The sequence below is a fragment of the Paenibacillus alginolyticus DSM 5050 = NBRC 15375 genome, from assembly GCF_000422905.1.
Lineage (GTDB): Bacteria > Bacillota > Bacilli > Paenibacillales > NBRC-103111 > Paenibacillus_E > Paenibacillus_E alginolyticus.
Map to the genome: position 1 here is coordinate 40,754 of NZ_AUGY01000044.1, position 16,571 is coordinate 57,324.

Consider the following 16,571-nt stretch of genomic DNA (forward strand, 5'->3'; position numbering starts at 1 on the left):
CCTCCTTATGTGCTCTTGTTTAAAACGGTCTTCAGCTTATCTATTGCCCGCTTCTGAATTCGGGATACACTCATCTGAGAAATCCCTAATTGGTCAGCAATGTGCCGTTGCGATTGTCCTTCATGATAAATAAGACCAATAACCGTACGTTCTTCCTCTTTCAAACAAGTCATCGCCTCTTCCAGATCCATGCGTCTCTCGAGGGTTTGATAGTCATCCGATGGACCAGCGATCATATCGCCAATCGTCGCACTATCCCCATCGCTCGTGAGCGGAGTATCCAGCGATGTATAATTATAATAATCGCGTCCTGCCAGAATCTCAATCGTTTCTTCCGAACTCAGCTCTAAATAAGCCGCAATCTCATCGATACTCGGCGAACGTTCCAACTTCACGGTTAGTTCATCCAGGGCACGCTGGACAAGCGAACCTTTCTCCTTAATTCGTCTTGGAACCTGTATGTACCAGGACTTGTCACGCAAATAATTTTTCAAATGACCGATTAAGCTTTTCATCGCATAGGCTTCAAAAGGAATCTCCATGGTGCTGTCATACTGTACAAAAAGCCGCAGCATCGACATCTGTCCAATTTGAAATAAATCATCATATAAATCAGGACGGCTCCGCGACATCTTGCCTACTGCCATACGAACAATGGGTTCATAGTGCAGCAGCAGCGCCGTAGCCGTCTCTTGACAAGCGGTTTCCCGGTAAATTTTCATTTTCGAATACATTTCATATAACGGTTTCGAGGATGATGCATTCGCATTCATACCATTTCCTCTTTTCTATTCAGCTGACCTGCCAGTTGCTTCGTCAGAATAACCTCGGTTCCTTTACCGCTATGCGTCAGTACTTGCACATCATCCATTAAAGCTTGCATCAAGAACAAACCTAGTCCCCCCACTGTCGCTTCACTGATGGATTTATGGTGCAGCGAGGCTGCTTCGGCATCTGTTTGAACGTAATTAAAACTGTTGCCCTCGTCCTTCACAGAAATTCTTAAAAAGCCGCTGCTGTGCTCAAATTGAACCTCCACGGTTCCTGACTTGTCATGAGAGTAAGCATGCAGGATCGCATTGTTGCAAGCTTCTGCCACAGCAACTTTCATGTCTTCAATATCTTCGAAGGAAAAGCCCGCTTTGGTGGCAACGCCATATAAGGTGAGTCGAACAATATCTAGATATTCCGCCTTTGCCGGTATCGTAAGGCCAATGTATGGGCTCATATGATTTCTTCTTTCCTTTCTGTACCACCTTGGTTTTGACTTTGGTCTTCACGATCTACCAAATAGCGGGCAATGCCAGTTAGCTCGAATAATCGCTGTATTTTGGCAGGGATGTGATGTATACGAAAGACTGCCTTCATCGCAGCTCGCACTTTAAGCACGGAGACAATCATACCAATTCCGGTACTGTCAATATAACGCAACTCTTTTAAATCCAACGTTAGAATCTCATTTCCTTTTTGAACGACCGAGTCCAGCACAGTAGCCAGCTCCGATGCAGCTGATAAATCGAGCTCTCCGCTTAAGTATATAATATTTTCTTTCCCATTCGATTGTTTGTAGACAGTAAATTTACGTATAGCGTTCACAAGATGACCCCTCTCTATTTCATAGCACCGGCTTGCGGTGATTTTTTAGTTTTCATTTTTTGCAGCATTTCATACGAGATGGCAGCTCCTTGCAAAATCGTCTTCCATTTCGTACTAAGCGGCTGCGTATGTTTAACCGCTGAGACTAGGCTCGTGGCTGATTGTTTCACCGACGATGTTAACTCGTGAATCACTTGCCCTACATCATGAACCGAGCTGAACAGATGATTAAGCTTGGACAGCTTCCCACGCACATCTATGGCCATCTCATTGGTATTGAGAATAACGTCCTGTACTTCCGCACTGATCTGTGCGACTTCATTCTTCATTTGGCCCATCGTTAATGTGATCTCATCTAATGAATGTTTAAGTGATTTCAAAGTTTGAATCAAATAGAAGACAAGGAACACAAACGCAACGGCTGCAATGATCGCACTAATTTGTACCAACATTTCAATCACCCCTATCTGCTTAATTACTTATTGTTTACCCCCGTTCTTGGCATCTGAAACAATGGTTGCAGAAAATTTCAAGTTTCTTTCCTTTTTGTTTCAAGCGGAATATGGCAGGGTACTTATACGTATGCACAACTATACTTAATAAGTGGAGGGATTTTACAATGGTCAAAGCTGCAACGAAAGCAAGTCCAATTACAGAGATTCTTGACAAGCAGGTCGCTAATTTTTCGGTTCTTTATATGAAGCTGCATAACTATCATTGGTATGTGAAAGGCGAGAATTTCTTTACCTTACATATCAAATTCGAAGAATTGTATACAGAGGTTGCCCTGCATCTAGACGTCATCGCGGAGAGAATGCTATCTCTTCGAACCATTCCGACAGCAACCTTGCAGGAGCATTTGGCCGCAGCGTCCATTAAGGAGGCTAAGAATGAGGAGACGGCTGAGCAAATGGTGAAGCAGCTGGTGGGTGATTTCACCCGCATTTGCTCGGAGCTGACAGAGGGAATTGAGCTTGCTGAAGAGCAAAAAGATCAACCGACAGCCGATCTGCTCATCGGAATTCGCTCATCGCTTGAGAAGCACAGCTGGATGCTGGATGCGTACCTGGGCAAGTAGTTTGTAACCAACTACGGCTTCGGCTGTCCTTGGTCGAGCGAGATATAACGGTTGGTGCAAACAGTTATGCTGCGGAAAGGCCAGCTAGTCCGCTCGATTTGTACAAACAAAGTACACCATTAGGAGAGCTTACCTGTTTATATGTTGTTCTTTGTACAACAAGGAGAACTGACCCGTTACATGTTGTAATTTGTTTAGCAAAAAGAATACTAACCCGAGCACATGTTGTATTTTGTACAACAATAAGCACGCTATTCCGCGTCTTCCACGCGATTGTTGCAAAACCTACAACAATTCCAGCCGAAAAGTAGCTAAATAGCCTACAAAAGGGCGAAATTGTTGTATGACATACAACATCCTGAGCTTTTTAAGAAGAAATCAAGGAAATTGTTGTACGTTGTACAACAACTTGCCTTTCTAATTATTCATCTTCCCAAAAAGAGAAAAATGAAAATCCATGAGAATATAGTCTCTTACCCAAAAAAACCACGGATCGACGGTTTCCCCGTCAATTCGTGGTTTTGTTTTGGACATATTTAACGAGCGTGACTTCGGTTCCCTTGTCTGTGTTCACGATAACCTCATCCATCAGCGCTTGCATGAGATAAATGCCAAGACCTCCAGACTGCAGTTCGCTAGGTGAAGCCCCGGTCAAAGGGACCGTATGCTCTTGACGTTCTTGGTAATTAAAGCCCGTGCCATCATCTTTCACTTTCACAGTCAATCTGTCGTCCCCGGGCTCATAGCTAATTTCGATTTGCCCGCTGCCACTCTGCGGTTCCCCGTGAAGTACAGCATTGTTGCAAGCCTCCGACACCGCTACCTTCATATCCTCGATATCTTCATAAGAGAAACCTAACTTGGTAGCAACCCCGTAGAGACTGAGTCTTACGATATCCAAGTATTCCGCTGCTGCGGGTATTTGTAAACGAATGACATTCATGCGCTTCCTTCGATCCCTTCATTCAGGAATCCTGAGATCCCCGTAAGATCAAACAGCCGCTTAATACCGGCCGGGATATTAGTGACTGTGAACGGTGCTTTCAACTCATCCCGAATTTTCAAGGCCGAGACCACAATGCCAATCCCCGTGCTATCCATATACCGCAGCTGCCCCACATCGAGGATTAACGCTTTATCCGCCCGGTGAACAACCGCTTCGAGCGCATGACGGAACGTTAAGGCTGCAGCCAAATCGAGCTCACCACTGATACGAAGCTGTATAGATTTCTCCATTTCTTCTTGATCAACTTGGAACTTTTCTGCTGACATTAGCCACACTCCCTTACGTTATTCTTTCACTAAATAGTAACAAGCCTCTACCTTTTACACAAGCTTTTCCTAAAATAGGAAGATCTCCCGCATATGCATTCAAGCTGACCATTGAGGCCAGCTGAAGACATTAGGTACTTGAAAGATCATAATAATCGATGGCTATCAATTCTTGTGTCTCCGGTGCAACAAAAAGCTTAATAAGTTCTTCACCCCGTTGAAAGACGATGCCATCCTCCGTTACGTAATCGGGTTCCCCGAGCAGCCGCTTCACATCGGTCATTGTTAACGAAATCCGTTGATCATTAATTTGAACATGCCCAACCTTCGCTGGAATTTGAACAAAAGTCACCATACCATCCTGGAAACCAATATTCATATCCGGGTATTCATACGTAAAGGCTTCTACAAAGTGGGGATCCTGGACAAACGTTAGCGGGTACCCTTTCTTTGCAACGACTGCCTCCGTATTATCATCAAGTGAAATTCCCTCCAGACTATGGAGTATCGGAACCACAGCTCTAGTATCAGCTGCCTGCAAACTAGCACTACTCCCATTGCTAGGCTCCGCTTGAACAGCGGCAAGAGTAGGTGGCAGGACGGGTACGAAAGTGTCATCTGATCCTTTCGGAATCAGACTGATAATTTCTGGTGAAAGAATGATCTCCGGTTCACCGATATGTTCTGAAGTAGTCCAACTGACGATAATCATCGCAAGAATAACAACTGGAAAGAACAAAGCTAGCTTATAGACACGGCTGCGGCAGCCCGTCATGTGTGTTAGCAGCCTAGCACCTTTTTCACGTAACATTACGTTCATAACCGATCCTCCTACTCTCACCTTTGGATTAGATTAGATCACTTCACTTTTCTCCGCCACAAAAGGATGTGCGTACTGTCCGCATAACACGGCTCCATGCTCAACGACGACCTGCTTGTCCAAAATAACCCTGTCCAAATATACGCTAGCTTCAATTGCACAGTCATGCATGATGACGCTATTCTTAACACTGGCGCCTTTACTGACCGTCACACCAGGAAACAAGATGCTGTTCTCCACATAGCCTTCAATCCGGCAGCCATGAGCGACGAACGAATTGCGGATCAGCGCGTCATGGTTACAGGCCGTTTCTTGTTCTTCCTCTTTTCGCGTATAGACAGACTCTTGATTAATCATGAATTGCTTCCAGCCTTGAGGCTGCAGGAGATCCATACTATGCACATAGTAACTGTCTATGGAATCCATAATCGCCATATACCCATGATTGGCATAGCCTTGTACATGAATATCAGCCAGATGAGCCCAGATGACCTCTTTCAAATAGCTCTCGCTCCCGCGTTTCAAGCTCTTCTCAATGAGATCTATCAGCAGCTTCCGCTCCATAACCATCGTGTCCAAATCGATATTTTGCGGAGTTAGACTAGGCAGAGCATGATAAGTGGGAGAGGCGCTGATAACGCGGCCTTGACCATTCATCTCCAAATTGTAAGCGTGACCAATATGCGCATGACGGTCAATCTCTGTCAAATGTTTAAAAAGGACCGTAATTTCCGCACCGCTGCTGAGGTGATAATCGACCATATTTTCGAAATTAGAGCGATAAATAATACTGCTAGGCGCAAGTAATATATAGGTCTCGGTGCACGACTTTAAGTAATCGAGATGACTGTATAAATGAAGGAGATCGCCACGGTCGAAGGTTCGCGTATCACTCGCGGGATCAATCCATAGGGAGAAAGGCGGGAGGATAGAAACTCCTCCTTCATCCGAAGCATCTAACCCCCAGTGGTGCCCGTCACCCACATGTTCAAGCAGCGAATCCGCCTTCGAATTGGCCATAACGACGACTTTCTGAATGCCGGAATTGCTCATATTGGAAAGCGCGAAATCGACCAGTCGATACCGACCGGCAAAAGGCACTGCAGCGACACAACGATTGCGTGTAAGCGTTGATAAATCATCCTGTTCATTCATGAGATTGATCATGCCAAGAACATTTTTCATCATACACTCCTCCTCAGAGTCTTGCTTTAGCAAGACTTGCATCGTAAGCATTGACTGAGTTTTGCGTTAGCAAAACTAGCTTCGTAAGCATTAACTGAGTCTTGCTTTAGCAAGACTTGCATCGTAAGCATTGACTAAGCCCAATTAGCCGAAATTCAGTCTCGTATCCGTCAGCTTAGCTGGTATCACAGCTGGATAGTGGCGTCCTACCACTGTTTTCTCACCTACGGCAGTTATCTCTGCACCTCCTGGCTTACCAACAATAGCTCCATCTTTGATAATAGATCCTTCACCAACAACGGCATTAAGAATAAGTGCATTTTTTCCAATCTGTACACCCGGCATGATGACACTGTTCAAGACCCTACTATTTTCACCAACCCTAACGCCATCAAATAGAACGGAATGACTTACATTACCATAAATGGCTGCGCCATCTCCTATCATCGCATTGTTCACTCTGGCAACTAGTGAGACATGGCTTTTCGGAAGATCACGTTCTTGGGTCAGCACCGGCCATGTATCTTGATCCAATTGCAGCCTTGGTGTATATCCAAGTAAATCCATATGGGATTCCCATAGGCCTTCGATCGTACCGACATCTTTCCAATATCCTTCATAAGAATAAGCGGATAAATGTGCCCCTGCAGCCAACAGTCCGGGTATAATATCATGACCAAAATCATGTCTAGACGTCATATCTCTCGCATCTTGTTCCAGACATGCCTTCAGCACATCCCAATTAAATATATAAACACCCATGGAAGCCAGATTGCTACTAGGTTTGAGCGGTTTCTCAGCAAATCCGGTAATCCATTGATGCTCGTCCGTGCTCATAATGCCAAACCGGCTTGCCTCTTCCCATCTCACTGGCGTAACCGACAATGTTGCATCAGCACCAGAAGCTTTATGATGCTCGAGCATAGCTCTGTAATCCATATGATAAATATGGTCGCCAGAAATAATTAACACGTAGCTTGGATCATGTGCACGAAGATAGGACATATTTTGATAAATGGCATCCGCTGTCCCCGAATAAGCATTCGGTGCGCCAATTTGCCTTTCCAGAATGGAGATTCCGCCGCTTTCACTAGCCATGTCCCAGGCTTCCCCATTGCCAATATGAGCATGCAAAACAGCAGGCTTGTACTGCGTTAACACACCAACCGTATTCATACCTGAATTACGGCAATTGCTCAAGGTAAAGTCGATAATTCTATATTTTCCGCCAAAATGAACAGCCGGTTTAGCGATATTTTTAGTTAAAGGACCCAATCTAGTACCTTCGCCGCCAGCTAATAGCATGGCTACACATTCCTGCTTTTTCATAGTCATCTCATCCTTCCGAAGGAATATATTTGAGTACGATGGCTGCAAGGGGAGGTATCGATACCATTATGCTGTTTGGACAATCCTGACATGCCCACTCTTCGGAGACTAGCGTACCGTCGTTCGTCACGCCCGATCCACCGAATTCTTGCCTATCACTGTTAAAGACCTCCTGATAACGACCGGGCCTCATCACCCCTAATCGATACCCCTCATGAGCTTCAGGCTTGAAATTACAAAGGATGACGAGCTGTTCATCGCCGTTTTCCGCTTTTCGAACGAAAGTCACAAGACCATCGCTTTTATCCTCAGCATGAATCGGTTCGAAGCCGCTCGGTTCATAATCCAACTCCCATAAGGCTCTCTCCGCTATGTAGAAGTGATTCATCTTTTTCACAAAATGCTCAAATTGCTGATGTTCTTCGAATTCCAATAAATCCCATTCCAGCGAAGCTTCCGAATTCCAATCATCGATCTGACCGAATTCATTTCCCATAAAAAGCAGCTTTTTACCCGGATGTCCCATCATATAAGTGTAAAGCACTCGCAGGTTAGCGAACCGCTGCCAGTTGTCGTCACCTGACATTTTACCGAGAAGGGACTTGCTGGAGTGAACCACTTCATCATGCGCATAGGGGAGAATATAATTTTCATCCCAAGCATTTATCAGCGAATTCGTCAATTGATCTTCCTGACTGCTGCGCTCTTCCTGATTTTTCTTCATATATGCAAGTGTGTTCCACGTAAATCCTAAATTCCATTTGTAATTAAAGCCTAGTCCGCCATTCTCGACGGGCGCGGTTACGCCTGGATAAGAGCTCGTATCCTCTGCCATCATCAGGGCATTGGGATATCTCGAGAATACGACGGCATTCAGCTTCTGGAGGAAGGCAATTCCTTCGAGATTCTCCTCGCCGCCCTGTTCATTCACAATCCGATCCTCTTCTTCCCGATCAAAATTCAGCGATAATATGCTATAAACCGCATCCACTCTTAACCCGTCCACATGATAGACATCCATCCAAAATAGGGCATTGGAGATTAAGAAACTAAGAACCTCGGGCTTCGCATAATCGAATACCTGTGTCCCCCAAGTAGGATGTTCACCTTTTCGAATGTCCGCATACTCATAGAGCGGTGTCCCATCGAATCGGGTCAAGCCGTGAGCGTCTTTGCAGAAATGTGCGGGCACCCAGTCCATGATGACCCCAATCCCCTTTTGATGACAGCGGTCTACGAAGTACATGAAGTCCTTCGGCGATCCAAACCGGCTCGTCACCGAGAAATAACTGGTTACCTGATAGCCCCAAGACGTATCCAGCGGATGTTCCTCTAATGGCATCAGCTCAATATGGGTATAGCCCCGTTCCTGCACATAATCGACCAGCTCTTCAGCTAATTCCACATAACTGTAGAATCCGCCATCTTCCTTGCGCTTCCAGCTGCCCAAATGAACCTCATAGATAAGGAGCGGTTGTTGTAGGAATTGGTTGGACGTATTGTTCGCCAGCCACTCCTCGTCCTGCCATTCATAACCTTCCAATGAGGAAACAATGGAAGCCGTTCCGGGTCTAAGCTCGGAATGAAAGGCATACGGATCTGATTTTAGATAGCATTCATCGTCCAATGTGACAATTTCATATTTATATAGCGTGCCTTCACCGAGTTCCGGAATGAACAGCGTCCATACGCCATCTGCTAGCGACATCTGGTGATTGCTGCCATTCCATCCATTGAAGCTGCCTGAAACGTTAACCTGCTTGGCATTTGGCGCCCATACGGCGAAGTTAACTCCCCTCTGACCGCTGCGCTCTTCCAAATGGGAACCCAGAAAATGATAACTTTGATACTGCGTACCCTCATGCAACAAATATAAAGCGTCTGAACTGGCTTCCGATGCCAATGTCGTCATTCCAATTCCTCCCAACTTGTTGGACTACTACTTCTTATTACACGTCTGCGTGTCTATTGAAACAACAAACGCACAAGTTTTATACCCCATTTGGGATAAAACTTGTGCGTTTGTTATAGATATAAATCAACCTTCACCGCTCTGCCGGCTGAGACGATGTTTTTCATCGCTAACGACTAAGTCGTTATCATAACCAAGCACATATCGTCCTGCGGAGAACCGGTTTTCGCATACGGATAAATACGCTCAACCAAGCCATCGGGATCGTGCGTCGTCGTTTCCTTCAAGCTTCCCATGATTTTGGCGATGCCGTCCTCCTGCTCATCATCGAGCCATTCCGAGAGACCGTCTGTGAACAAGACAATTCGGGCTTCCTTCTCATAAGGAATAACACCTTTCGTAATCTCAATCCCCTCAAAAAAACCAAGAGCACAACAGCCCTCCGTCAGCAATTTCACTTCACCATCCAGAAGCGCGATGCCTGCAGGATGTCCGGCATTCACATACTCAATCGTGTGCCGTTCCGTGTCCAAGACCATATAAATCGCCGTAAAATAGTAATTAATTAGGTTATCGGATTGATGCAGCTGGTTCATCCGCCCATTCAGCTCACGCATCACGCCTTCCGGATCACAAATGTTCGTGATGGTATCCTTCAATGCGGAATAAATGTACATGCAGACAAGCGAAGACGAAATGCCGTGCCCCATCATATCCAGCAAAATAATCCCATGCCGATTCGGTCCAATCGGATACCAGGCATAGAAGTCACCCGCCAGCTCAGAGGACGGCTTATAGACCGCTGAGATTTGGATATGCTCATCCTTAATGGGACTACTCAGAACACTAAGCTGTACTTGTTTGGCCAAATCGAGCTCATACTTAATCCGCTTGTCCCGTTCTTTGTGCCAATCCTTTTCATATTTCAAGCGAAGCGTTGATCGAATGCGAGCAAGCAGCTCCACCTTATTAATCGGCTTCATCACATAATCCAGTGCCCCGGCATCCAGCGCTTCAGCCAGCTTATTGGAATCCCCCATCGCCGTTACGAAAATAATCGGAATATCTCGGAACCTTTCATCGGCTTGAACCGTTCGGCAAGCTTCCACCCCATCAATTTCCGGCATCATCATATCCATCAGAATCAAATCAACCGGCACCTCGGCCGTGCTTGGTGAATCCTTCTCTAATAAATGATACAGCTCTCTGGCAGAAGACACCATGACTAAATCGGTGTAGCCGGCTTTCAGCAGGATTTTTTCAATAATAAGTAAATTCGTCGCGTTATCGTCTACTATCACAATACTCATGGCTTCAAACCCCTTTCGGGTAAAAGTTAACGGAAACCCTCATCGTAGTTTATCATAATTTTTCATCAAACACGTTGAAGCGTTTATTTTATCTACTACCCATTTGAAAAAAATTCAATCATAAAGATGCTTGGATTTCCTTGCTAATATAAGGAAACGGAAATAAAAACGAGCTTTTTGTGTTTCAAATGGGACAAAGAAGGTTACATCTTAGTAGGAAGCATGACAACACCACAACACCCAAACTAAAGGAGAGATGACTCATGAGTGAAGCAGTCGGAACAAACAAAGGCGGACTATTGTTAGGTTTAGTAATCGGCGGCGCTGTAGGCGCGATAACCTCATTGTTATTAGCCCCTAAAGCAGGGTCGGAGCTGCGTGAAGACTTGTCGAATACGTATCGCACGTTCAATGATAAAACAAGCCAATTGGCTTCCGCTGTAGGTCAGAAAACACAGGATATTATCTCAACCGTAAGTGACAAAACACAGGATATCGCGTCAGTTGTTAGTGAGATTGTTAGTGAGAAGACGCAGGAAGCTGCATCAGCAGTCAGCGAGAAAACGAAGGATATTGCCAACACCGTTAGCCATCAAGCATCAGAGGCTGTTGATAAGGCCAAGGAAAGCAAACAGCTCGTAGCTGAGTCTTTACAGGCTGTCAAATCGAATTACCAGAACAATCAACATTAAGGGTACACATCATATAGATTCGCAAGGACGGCGTACGATTTGACGCATGCTTGAAAGGAGGAATTACAATGGATAAAAGCACACTCCATCAACAGTTAACAGACCTGGGGTTAGAACGTATTGAGTACACCGAGAAATCGGTCTATAAATTCGATATTTATAACGATGCGACATCAGCCTCTTACCCGCTTACGTTAACCACATTCACCTCTGAGCAAGGGAATACAACTGTACACTTCCATGAAGCCGACTTTCAGGAGAACGAATTCGTTCCTCTGCAAGTTCGCCGGACAGCTCTGGATAAATTAATCGAATTAGAACGGCTCTGTAACGGCTCAGCAGGCAGATCCTTGGCAGAAGCCAACAATGACTCCATGGCGCAGGATATGGATGAAATGAAGAAGTTGGGAAATGAAATGAAACATATGAAGACGAATAGCGAACTGCTTGAAAAGAATATGGTTCCTGATCCGATTCAGTAGCTCAAGGATAAACAAATAAGCGCGAAAAACGCGCTTACTGCCAGAGCTATGCGAGCCGATGCCCGCCAACTGAGTTTGAGAAGTCGGAAATCGACTTCTCGGCAGATCATCCCGCGCGTCCATGCAGATTAAGCACCTTATTCACAGACCGCGAAAACCATAATTTCCTATACAAAAACAAAAAGAGCCTCAATTCCATGAAAATGGAGTTGAGGCTCATTCCTACTGTTTCAGGCTCTTTCTTGCTCTTTCCTGTTGTTCCACTTACCACTCGGCTACCGTACCATCGGCTTGGCGCCAAACTGGATTTTTCCAATTATGACCAATTGCAGCCATCTCTCTTACTTTATCTTCATTGATCTCGATGCCTAGACCAGGAGCAGTCAGGTTGGCTACGAAGCCATCTTCATACTTAAACACAGAAGGATCTTTCAAATAATCGAGCAAGTCACTGCCTTGATTGTAGTGAATGCCGAGACTTTGCTCCTGAATGAAGGCATTCGGAGAACACGTATCCAGCTGTAGACATGCTGCCAAAGCAATCGGGCCTAACGGACAATGCGGCGCAATTGCAATATCGTAGGCTTCCGCCATCGCGGCGATTTTGCGTGTTTCCAAGATGCCTCCAGCATGGGAAAGATCGGGTTGGATAATGTCCACGATGCCTTGGGCCAGCAGCTCTTTGAAGCCCCAGCGTGTATACATCCGCTCGCCCGTGGCAATCGGACACGAGGTATAACGAGCGATCTCTTTGAGCGCTTCATTATTCTCAGGCAAAACAGGTTCCTCAATGAACATAGGCCGGTACGGCTCTAGTTCCTTGACGATGATTTTGGCCATCGATTTGTGCACGCGGCCGTGGAAATCGATGCCGATTCCAACGTCTTTGCCGACGGCTTCGCGCACAGCGGCAATGCGCGCAATCGCTTCATCCACTTTGCTGATGGAGTCGATGTAGTGCATTTCTTCGGTGGCGTTCATTTTCACCGCCGTAAATCCAGCTGCGACCTGCTGCTTGGCCGCTTGGCCTACGTCGCTCGGGCGGTCCCCGCCGATCCACGAATAGACGCGCGTCTTGTCGCGGCAAGCGCCGCCGAGCAGATCATAGACGGGCGCATTGTAGAATTTGCCCTTAATGTCCCAGAGCGCTTGCTCAATGCCTGAGATAGCACTTGTCAAGATCGGCCCTCCGCGGTAGAAGCCCCCGCGGTACAGCACCTGAAACATATCCTCGATCCGCATCGGATCCTTGCCAATGATATGATCGCTCATTTCCATCACCGCGGCAGCAACTGTATCCGCTTTGCCCTCAACGACAGGCTCTCCCCATCCCGTAATGCCTTCATCCGTTTCGATTTTCAGAAATAACCATCTTGGCGGCACCTTAAACAGTTCCAGCTTCGTAATTTTCATGATCATCGTCCTCCTCTATTCCCTGTTGAAATTCGCCGTGCGAGTCCAAACTCCTCTCACCAATCAACGATGATTTGTTCGCTATGAATATTGATCTCGGTACTCTTGCGGAGTCATGCCGTAATGCTTCTTGAACGCATGGTTAAAGGAATGCGGGCGCTGATAGCCAAGCTGTGTGGCGATTTCATAAATCTTATCCTGACCATTCTTCAGCAGATAAGCGGCTTTATCCATCCGTGCATGATTGACGTAGTCGCTTAAATTCTCACCCGTTTCAAGTTTGTAGATCTTCGATACATACACCGGATGCATGTACACATGATCGGCAATCGATTGTAAGGAGACGTCGCTAGCCAGATGCTGATCGATGAACGACCTGATATCCTTGATCAGCGTTGCTCGGCTATCTTGCCTTTCTTGATCCATATCCTCCTTCATGCGCCTCAAAGAGCGAATCGACCATTCACGCAGCTGGTTCACCGTACGAAACGGTATACCTTCCATCATCCGGTCGTAATCTCCGCCAATGAGCTGATGCAGCTGCCGGCCATTCTTATGTGCAATATAAGCAAATGCAGATGCAATCGAGAAATAAACCTCTAATAGATGTTCCTGAGATTCGGAGAATCTGACTTCCATTTCATCGAAAATCTGAGACAGCTTTTCCTCGGTATCTTCCCATCTTGCGGCTTCCAGTAAGTGATTGAGCGTTGGCGGCTCATATAGCCTTTGCAAGGCTGATAGTTCGGTCAGAATAGATTCATCGCCAAGCCGCATGAACAGCTCGTGCTCACTCCCGATACGTTTGCGAAAGGCGCTAAGCGAGCTATTGTACAGCGCCTTTATTTCGACCGGGAACTCGCCCCAACTGCTCAGGAGGATGGAAATTTTGCCTTTCAAATAATTGTTTACCGCTGATTGGAGATCGGCTGCCGTACGTTCCAGCCAAGCAGCATCTTCCTTGTCAGGTGTCTCCTGCTTATGCTTCATTACGAATACCAAATAATCGTGAGCATCCTTCGCATGCCAGCTATCGAATTTCTCTGCAAATAGTTCGTGGGCCATATTGCTAATCGCATATTCCATTAACGATAAATGACCGGTATCATATTCCAGAAAATTCGATTCCAACCGAACCATCATCAATACACAAGCATGCTCGTGGTAATCAGGGAGCTCTAGAATCTGCATTTTTTCTCGAAGTGACTGCTCCGATATTTTGTGCCCTTGAAGTAAATCATTCAATAAATTCCCTCGAAGTAAAGGGAGGTTTTCCTTGAATGTATACGTAAGACGCTGTGTAGAGATGACGGCTTCCCATTCCTTCTGCAGCTTTTCCATCACCCGGCTGACCGTAGCCAGTAAAGCTTGTTCAGTAACCGGCTTGAGCAAATAATCCTCTGAGCCTTGTAGAATCGCTTCTTTGGCATAGTTGAAATCCGAGTATCCGGACAGAAGAATACACTTGGTCTTCGCCCATCGACGGTTAATCTCGGCAATCAATTGCAAGCCGGAGATACCTGGCATCTGAATGTCCGTAATCACGATATCAATCGACATTTGCTCGAGCAGCTCCAGCGCTTCTTTACCCGAATAAGCCTTAAAAACCTGCTCAATCCCGATAGATGCCCAGTCAATCGTAGACTGAAGCCGATCCACGACATGCGCCTCGTCATCGACAATCAACAGTTGAATCATCGTTTTATCACCTCTGTGGCTAGATCACTCTCCTGGGAATTATGTTTCCAAGTCAGCACTGCCCTTAAACCTCCGTCATTTACGCGTTCAAAAGTAAGTCCGGAGCCCTCCCCGAACTGATAATACAAACGGTGGTGAACATTCCATGTTCCACAACCAATCTCATCGGATATTGGAACTTTCAGCTGTTTAAGCAGCTTATCTAGTCCCGCTTCATCAAGCCCTACGCCGTTATCTTCAACAGTCAACCGATTCCATCCGTCTTTCTGCTCACCCGTAATCGTGATTAAATCGCCCTCTGCGCTGCGCTCAATCCCATGGACAATGGCATTCTCTACTAGCGGCTGCAAAATAAGTCGGGGAACCCTCTCGTTAAGCATCTCATCCGGCACATTGATCTCATATCTCAATCGGTGTATGCGGAGATTCTGAATCGTTAAATAATGACCTACCAAATCCAGTTCTTCTTGCAGCCGCACGCTTTGATTTTCCACTCTAGTCGTGTAACGGTAAAACTCAGCCAAATTCTGCGACATGGCGACGACCGATTCTTTGTCTTCCATCTCTGCTGAATTGATAATGAAGAACAAGGAATTATACAGAAAATGCGGGTGAATCTGCGATTGCAGCTGCTTCAAGGTTGCTTCACGTGAACGGATCTTCTCCGCATAAACATCCTCTACAAGCACTTGAATTTGCTCGGCCATCTCATTAAATCGCTGGATGAGGAAATCAAATTCATTTTTGGCTCTATATGCGATCCGAGCCGATAAATCGCCTCGCTTCACTTGCTGTACACTTTGAATCATCTTGCCAATCGGAATTTGCACGTTGCGATACAGCAAGAAAGAAGCCAGAATACTCATCACAAGCAGCAAACCAATAGAAACGTAAAACAATTTACGCGTCATCGTAATCGGAGAAAGTATCTTCTGCACAGGTACATAATCCACCAAGTACCAACCCAACTGTTCCGATTTGACAATGCTGATCAAATATTGCTGATTGGCGATTTCAAATTGAACTTGGCCGGTAAGCGGTAAGCCTTGACCAGCCAATTTGTCATGAATTGTATGCGTAATCGACGGATTCGACGTGCTGTTGTAAATCGCCCTATTTTGCCCATCAACCAAAAAAGGATCGCTTCGTTTATCTTGCTTGTACACATCCAGCAGTTGAATCATATTCTGCGCGCTGAACCTTACTTGATACAACACGTTAGATTGACTGGCAACCTGAGCACGAATCGGCTCACTAATTTCCCTAATGAACGACCCAACCCCATTGTCCCCCTTGCGTTCCTCATACGTCCATGTTCGCTTAATCGGGCTATCCCAAGGCCAAGTATCGGTCCCATTCACAAAAATACTGGAAGACAACACTTGCTTCCCGTGTGGAATCGCAATGGTCAGTTCATTCACCCATCCGCTGGAGACACTTTGGAGGCTAAGCTTCTGTATAATACGCGACTGTTCTTTCAGCATGTCATAATCAGGCGACTCATTCCTGTCAATAAATTCCCTTATGTAAGGGTCGCTGCCGAGAATAACGGGAGACATCGCTAATCGCTCCACGTCCGCATCCAATTGATGCATGAAGAAAGACAGCTGGTTTAAATTCGATGACTGAATCTGGTCTTGAACAACGTTATTCGTTATCCGATTCGTATAGCTGTAGAGCAGCACAATAGGGATAAGGAGTAGAACCAATAGAATGAGAATTTTGCTGAAAATATTAAGTTTATACGGCACGCTGGGTTCACCTTCCATGCTTCTGCTAAGCTT

At 45.9% G+C, this 16,571-nt stretch carries 17 protein-coding genes; 3 read left to right on the plus strand and 14 right to left on the minus strand.

What is annotated here, in order from left to right:
• Positions 1-5: 5 nt before the first annotated feature.
• From G519_RS0119940 to G519_RS43740, 4 genes are read right to left on the minus strand one after another with little or no spacing between them, the layout of a single operon-like run.
• A complete protein-coding gene (locus G519_RS0119940; RefSeq protein ID WP_029196208.1) occupies positions 6-773 on the minus strand; it encodes a sigma-70 family RNA polymerase sigma factor in 768 nt (255 codons plus the stop codon).
• On the minus strand, positions 770-1,228 hold the full coding sequence (rsbW, locus tag G519_RS0119945; RefSeq protein ID WP_029196209.1) for an anti-sigma B factor RsbW: 459 nt from the start codon (positions 1,226-1,228) through the stop codon (positions 770-772). Before rsbW (G519_RS0119945) ends, G519_RS0119940 begins: the two co-directional genes overlap by 4 nt.
• Positions 1,225-1,596 carry an STAS domain-containing protein gene (locus G519_RS0119950; RefSeq protein ID WP_029196210.1) on the minus strand — a complete coding sequence of 124 codons (372 nt, stop codon included), beginning with the start codon at positions 1,594-1,596 and terminating at the stop codon, positions 1,225-1,227. The genes rsbW (G519_RS0119945) and G519_RS0119950 overlap by 4 nt, the downstream gene beginning before the upstream one ends.
• 14 nt (positions 1,597-1,610) lie before the next feature.
• Positions 1,611-2,048 (minus strand): DUF948 domain-containing protein, encoded by a 438-nt coding sequence (locus tag G519_RS43740; protein WP_051253527.1) that lies wholly within the window; start codon positions 2,046-2,048, stop codon positions 1,611-1,613.
• Between the two features lie 167 nt (positions 2,049-2,215).
• On the opposite strand from G519_RS43740, the gene G519_RS0119960 reads away from it, so the two are divergent.
• Positions 2,216-2,674, plus strand: coding sequence for a Dps family protein (locus G519_RS0119960; RefSeq protein WP_029196211.1), 459 nt, complete (start codon positions 2,216-2,218; stop codon positions 2,672-2,674).
• 508 nt (positions 2,675-3,182) lie between these two features.
• Here G519_RS0119960 and rsbW (G519_RS0119965) read toward each other — a convergent pair.
• From rsbW (G519_RS0119965) to G519_RS0119995, 7 genes are all read right to left on the minus strand, one after another.
• Positions 3,183-3,617 carry an anti-sigma B factor RsbW gene (gene rsbW, locus G519_RS0119965; RefSeq protein WP_029196212.1) on the minus strand — a complete coding sequence of 145 codons (435 nt, stop codon included), beginning with the start codon at positions 3,615-3,617 and terminating at the stop codon, positions 3,183-3,185.
• Entirely contained in the window at positions 3,614-3,946 is a 333-nt protein-coding gene (locus G519_RS0119970) for an STAS domain-containing protein (protein WP_029196213.1), read from the minus strand. The genes rsbW (G519_RS0119965) and G519_RS0119970 overlap by 4 nt, the downstream gene beginning before the upstream one ends.
• Positions 3,947-4,076: 130 nt before the next feature.
• Positions 4,077-4,766: a hypothetical protein gene (locus tag G519_RS0119975; protein WP_029196214.1), complete on the minus strand. Its 690-nt coding sequence runs from the start codon at positions 4,764-4,766 to the stop codon at positions 4,077-4,079.
• A 33-nt stretch (positions 4,767-4,799) separates the two neighbouring features.
• The gene (gene glgD, locus G519_RS0119980; RefSeq protein ID WP_161632937.1) at positions 4,800-5,954 is read right to left on the minus strand and encodes a glucose-1-phosphate adenylyltransferase subunit GlgD; all 1,155 of its coding nucleotides are present in this window, start codon (positions 5,952-5,954) and stop codon (positions 4,800-4,802) included.
• Between the two features lie 141 nt (positions 5,955-6,095).
• Positions 6,096-7,280: a glucose-1-phosphate adenylyltransferase gene (locus G519_RS0119985; protein ID WP_051253528.1), complete on the minus strand. Its 1,185-nt coding sequence runs from the start codon at positions 7,278-7,280 to the stop codon at positions 6,096-6,098.
• Positions 7,281-7,287: 7 nt separating this feature from the next.
• A complete protein-coding gene (gene glgB / locus G519_RS0119990; protein ID WP_036633458.1) occupies positions 7,288-9,192 on the minus strand; it encodes a 1,4-alpha-glucan branching protein GlgB in 1,905 nt (634 codons plus the stop codon).
• Positions 9,193-9,368: 176 nt separating this feature from the next.
• Positions 9,369-10,502 (minus strand): PP2C family protein-serine/threonine phosphatase, encoded by a 1,134-nt coding sequence (locus G519_RS0119995; protein ID WP_029196218.1) that lies wholly within the window; start codon positions 10,500-10,502, stop codon positions 9,369-9,371.
• Positions 10,503-10,765: 263 nt separating this feature from the next.
• Here G519_RS0119995 and G519_RS43745 point away from each other — a divergent pair, with 263 nt between their 5' ends.
• Entirely contained in the window at positions 10,766-11,194 is a 429-nt protein-coding gene (locus tag G519_RS43745) for a YtxH domain-containing protein (protein WP_051253529.1), read from the plus strand.
• A 68-nt stretch (positions 11,195-11,262) separates the two neighbouring features.
• A complete protein-coding gene (locus G519_RS0120005) occupies positions 11,263-11,676 on the plus strand; it encodes a hypothetical protein (protein WP_029196219.1) in 414 nt (137 codons plus the stop codon).
• A gap of 264 nt (positions 11,677-11,940) precedes the next feature.
• On the opposite strand, the gene dgoD is transcribed toward G519_RS0120005, so the two are convergent.
• The 3 genes from dgoD to G519_RS0120020 all read right to left on the minus strand — a co-directional run bounded on the left by dgoD (position 11,941) and on the right by G519_RS0120020 (position 16,538).
• The gene (dgoD, locus tag G519_RS0120010) at positions 11,941-13,089 is read right to left on the minus strand and encodes a galactonate dehydratase (protein WP_029196220.1); all 1,149 of its coding nucleotides are present in this window, start codon (positions 13,087-13,089) and stop codon (positions 11,941-11,943) included.
• An 81-nt stretch (positions 13,090-13,170) separates the two neighbouring features.
• The gene (locus G519_RS0120015) at positions 13,171-14,787 is read right to left on the minus strand and encodes a response regulator (RefSeq protein ID WP_029196221.1); all 1,617 of its coding nucleotides are present in this window, start codon (positions 14,785-14,787) and stop codon (positions 13,171-13,173) included.
• Positions 14,784-16,538 carry a sensor histidine kinase gene (locus G519_RS0120020; protein ID WP_029196222.1) on the minus strand — a complete coding sequence of 585 codons (1,755 nt, stop codon included), beginning with the start codon at positions 16,536-16,538 and terminating at the stop codon, positions 14,784-14,786. Before G519_RS0120020 ends, G519_RS0120015 begins: the two co-directional genes overlap by 4 nt.
• Between the last annotated feature and the right edge of the window lie 33 nt (positions 16,539-16,571).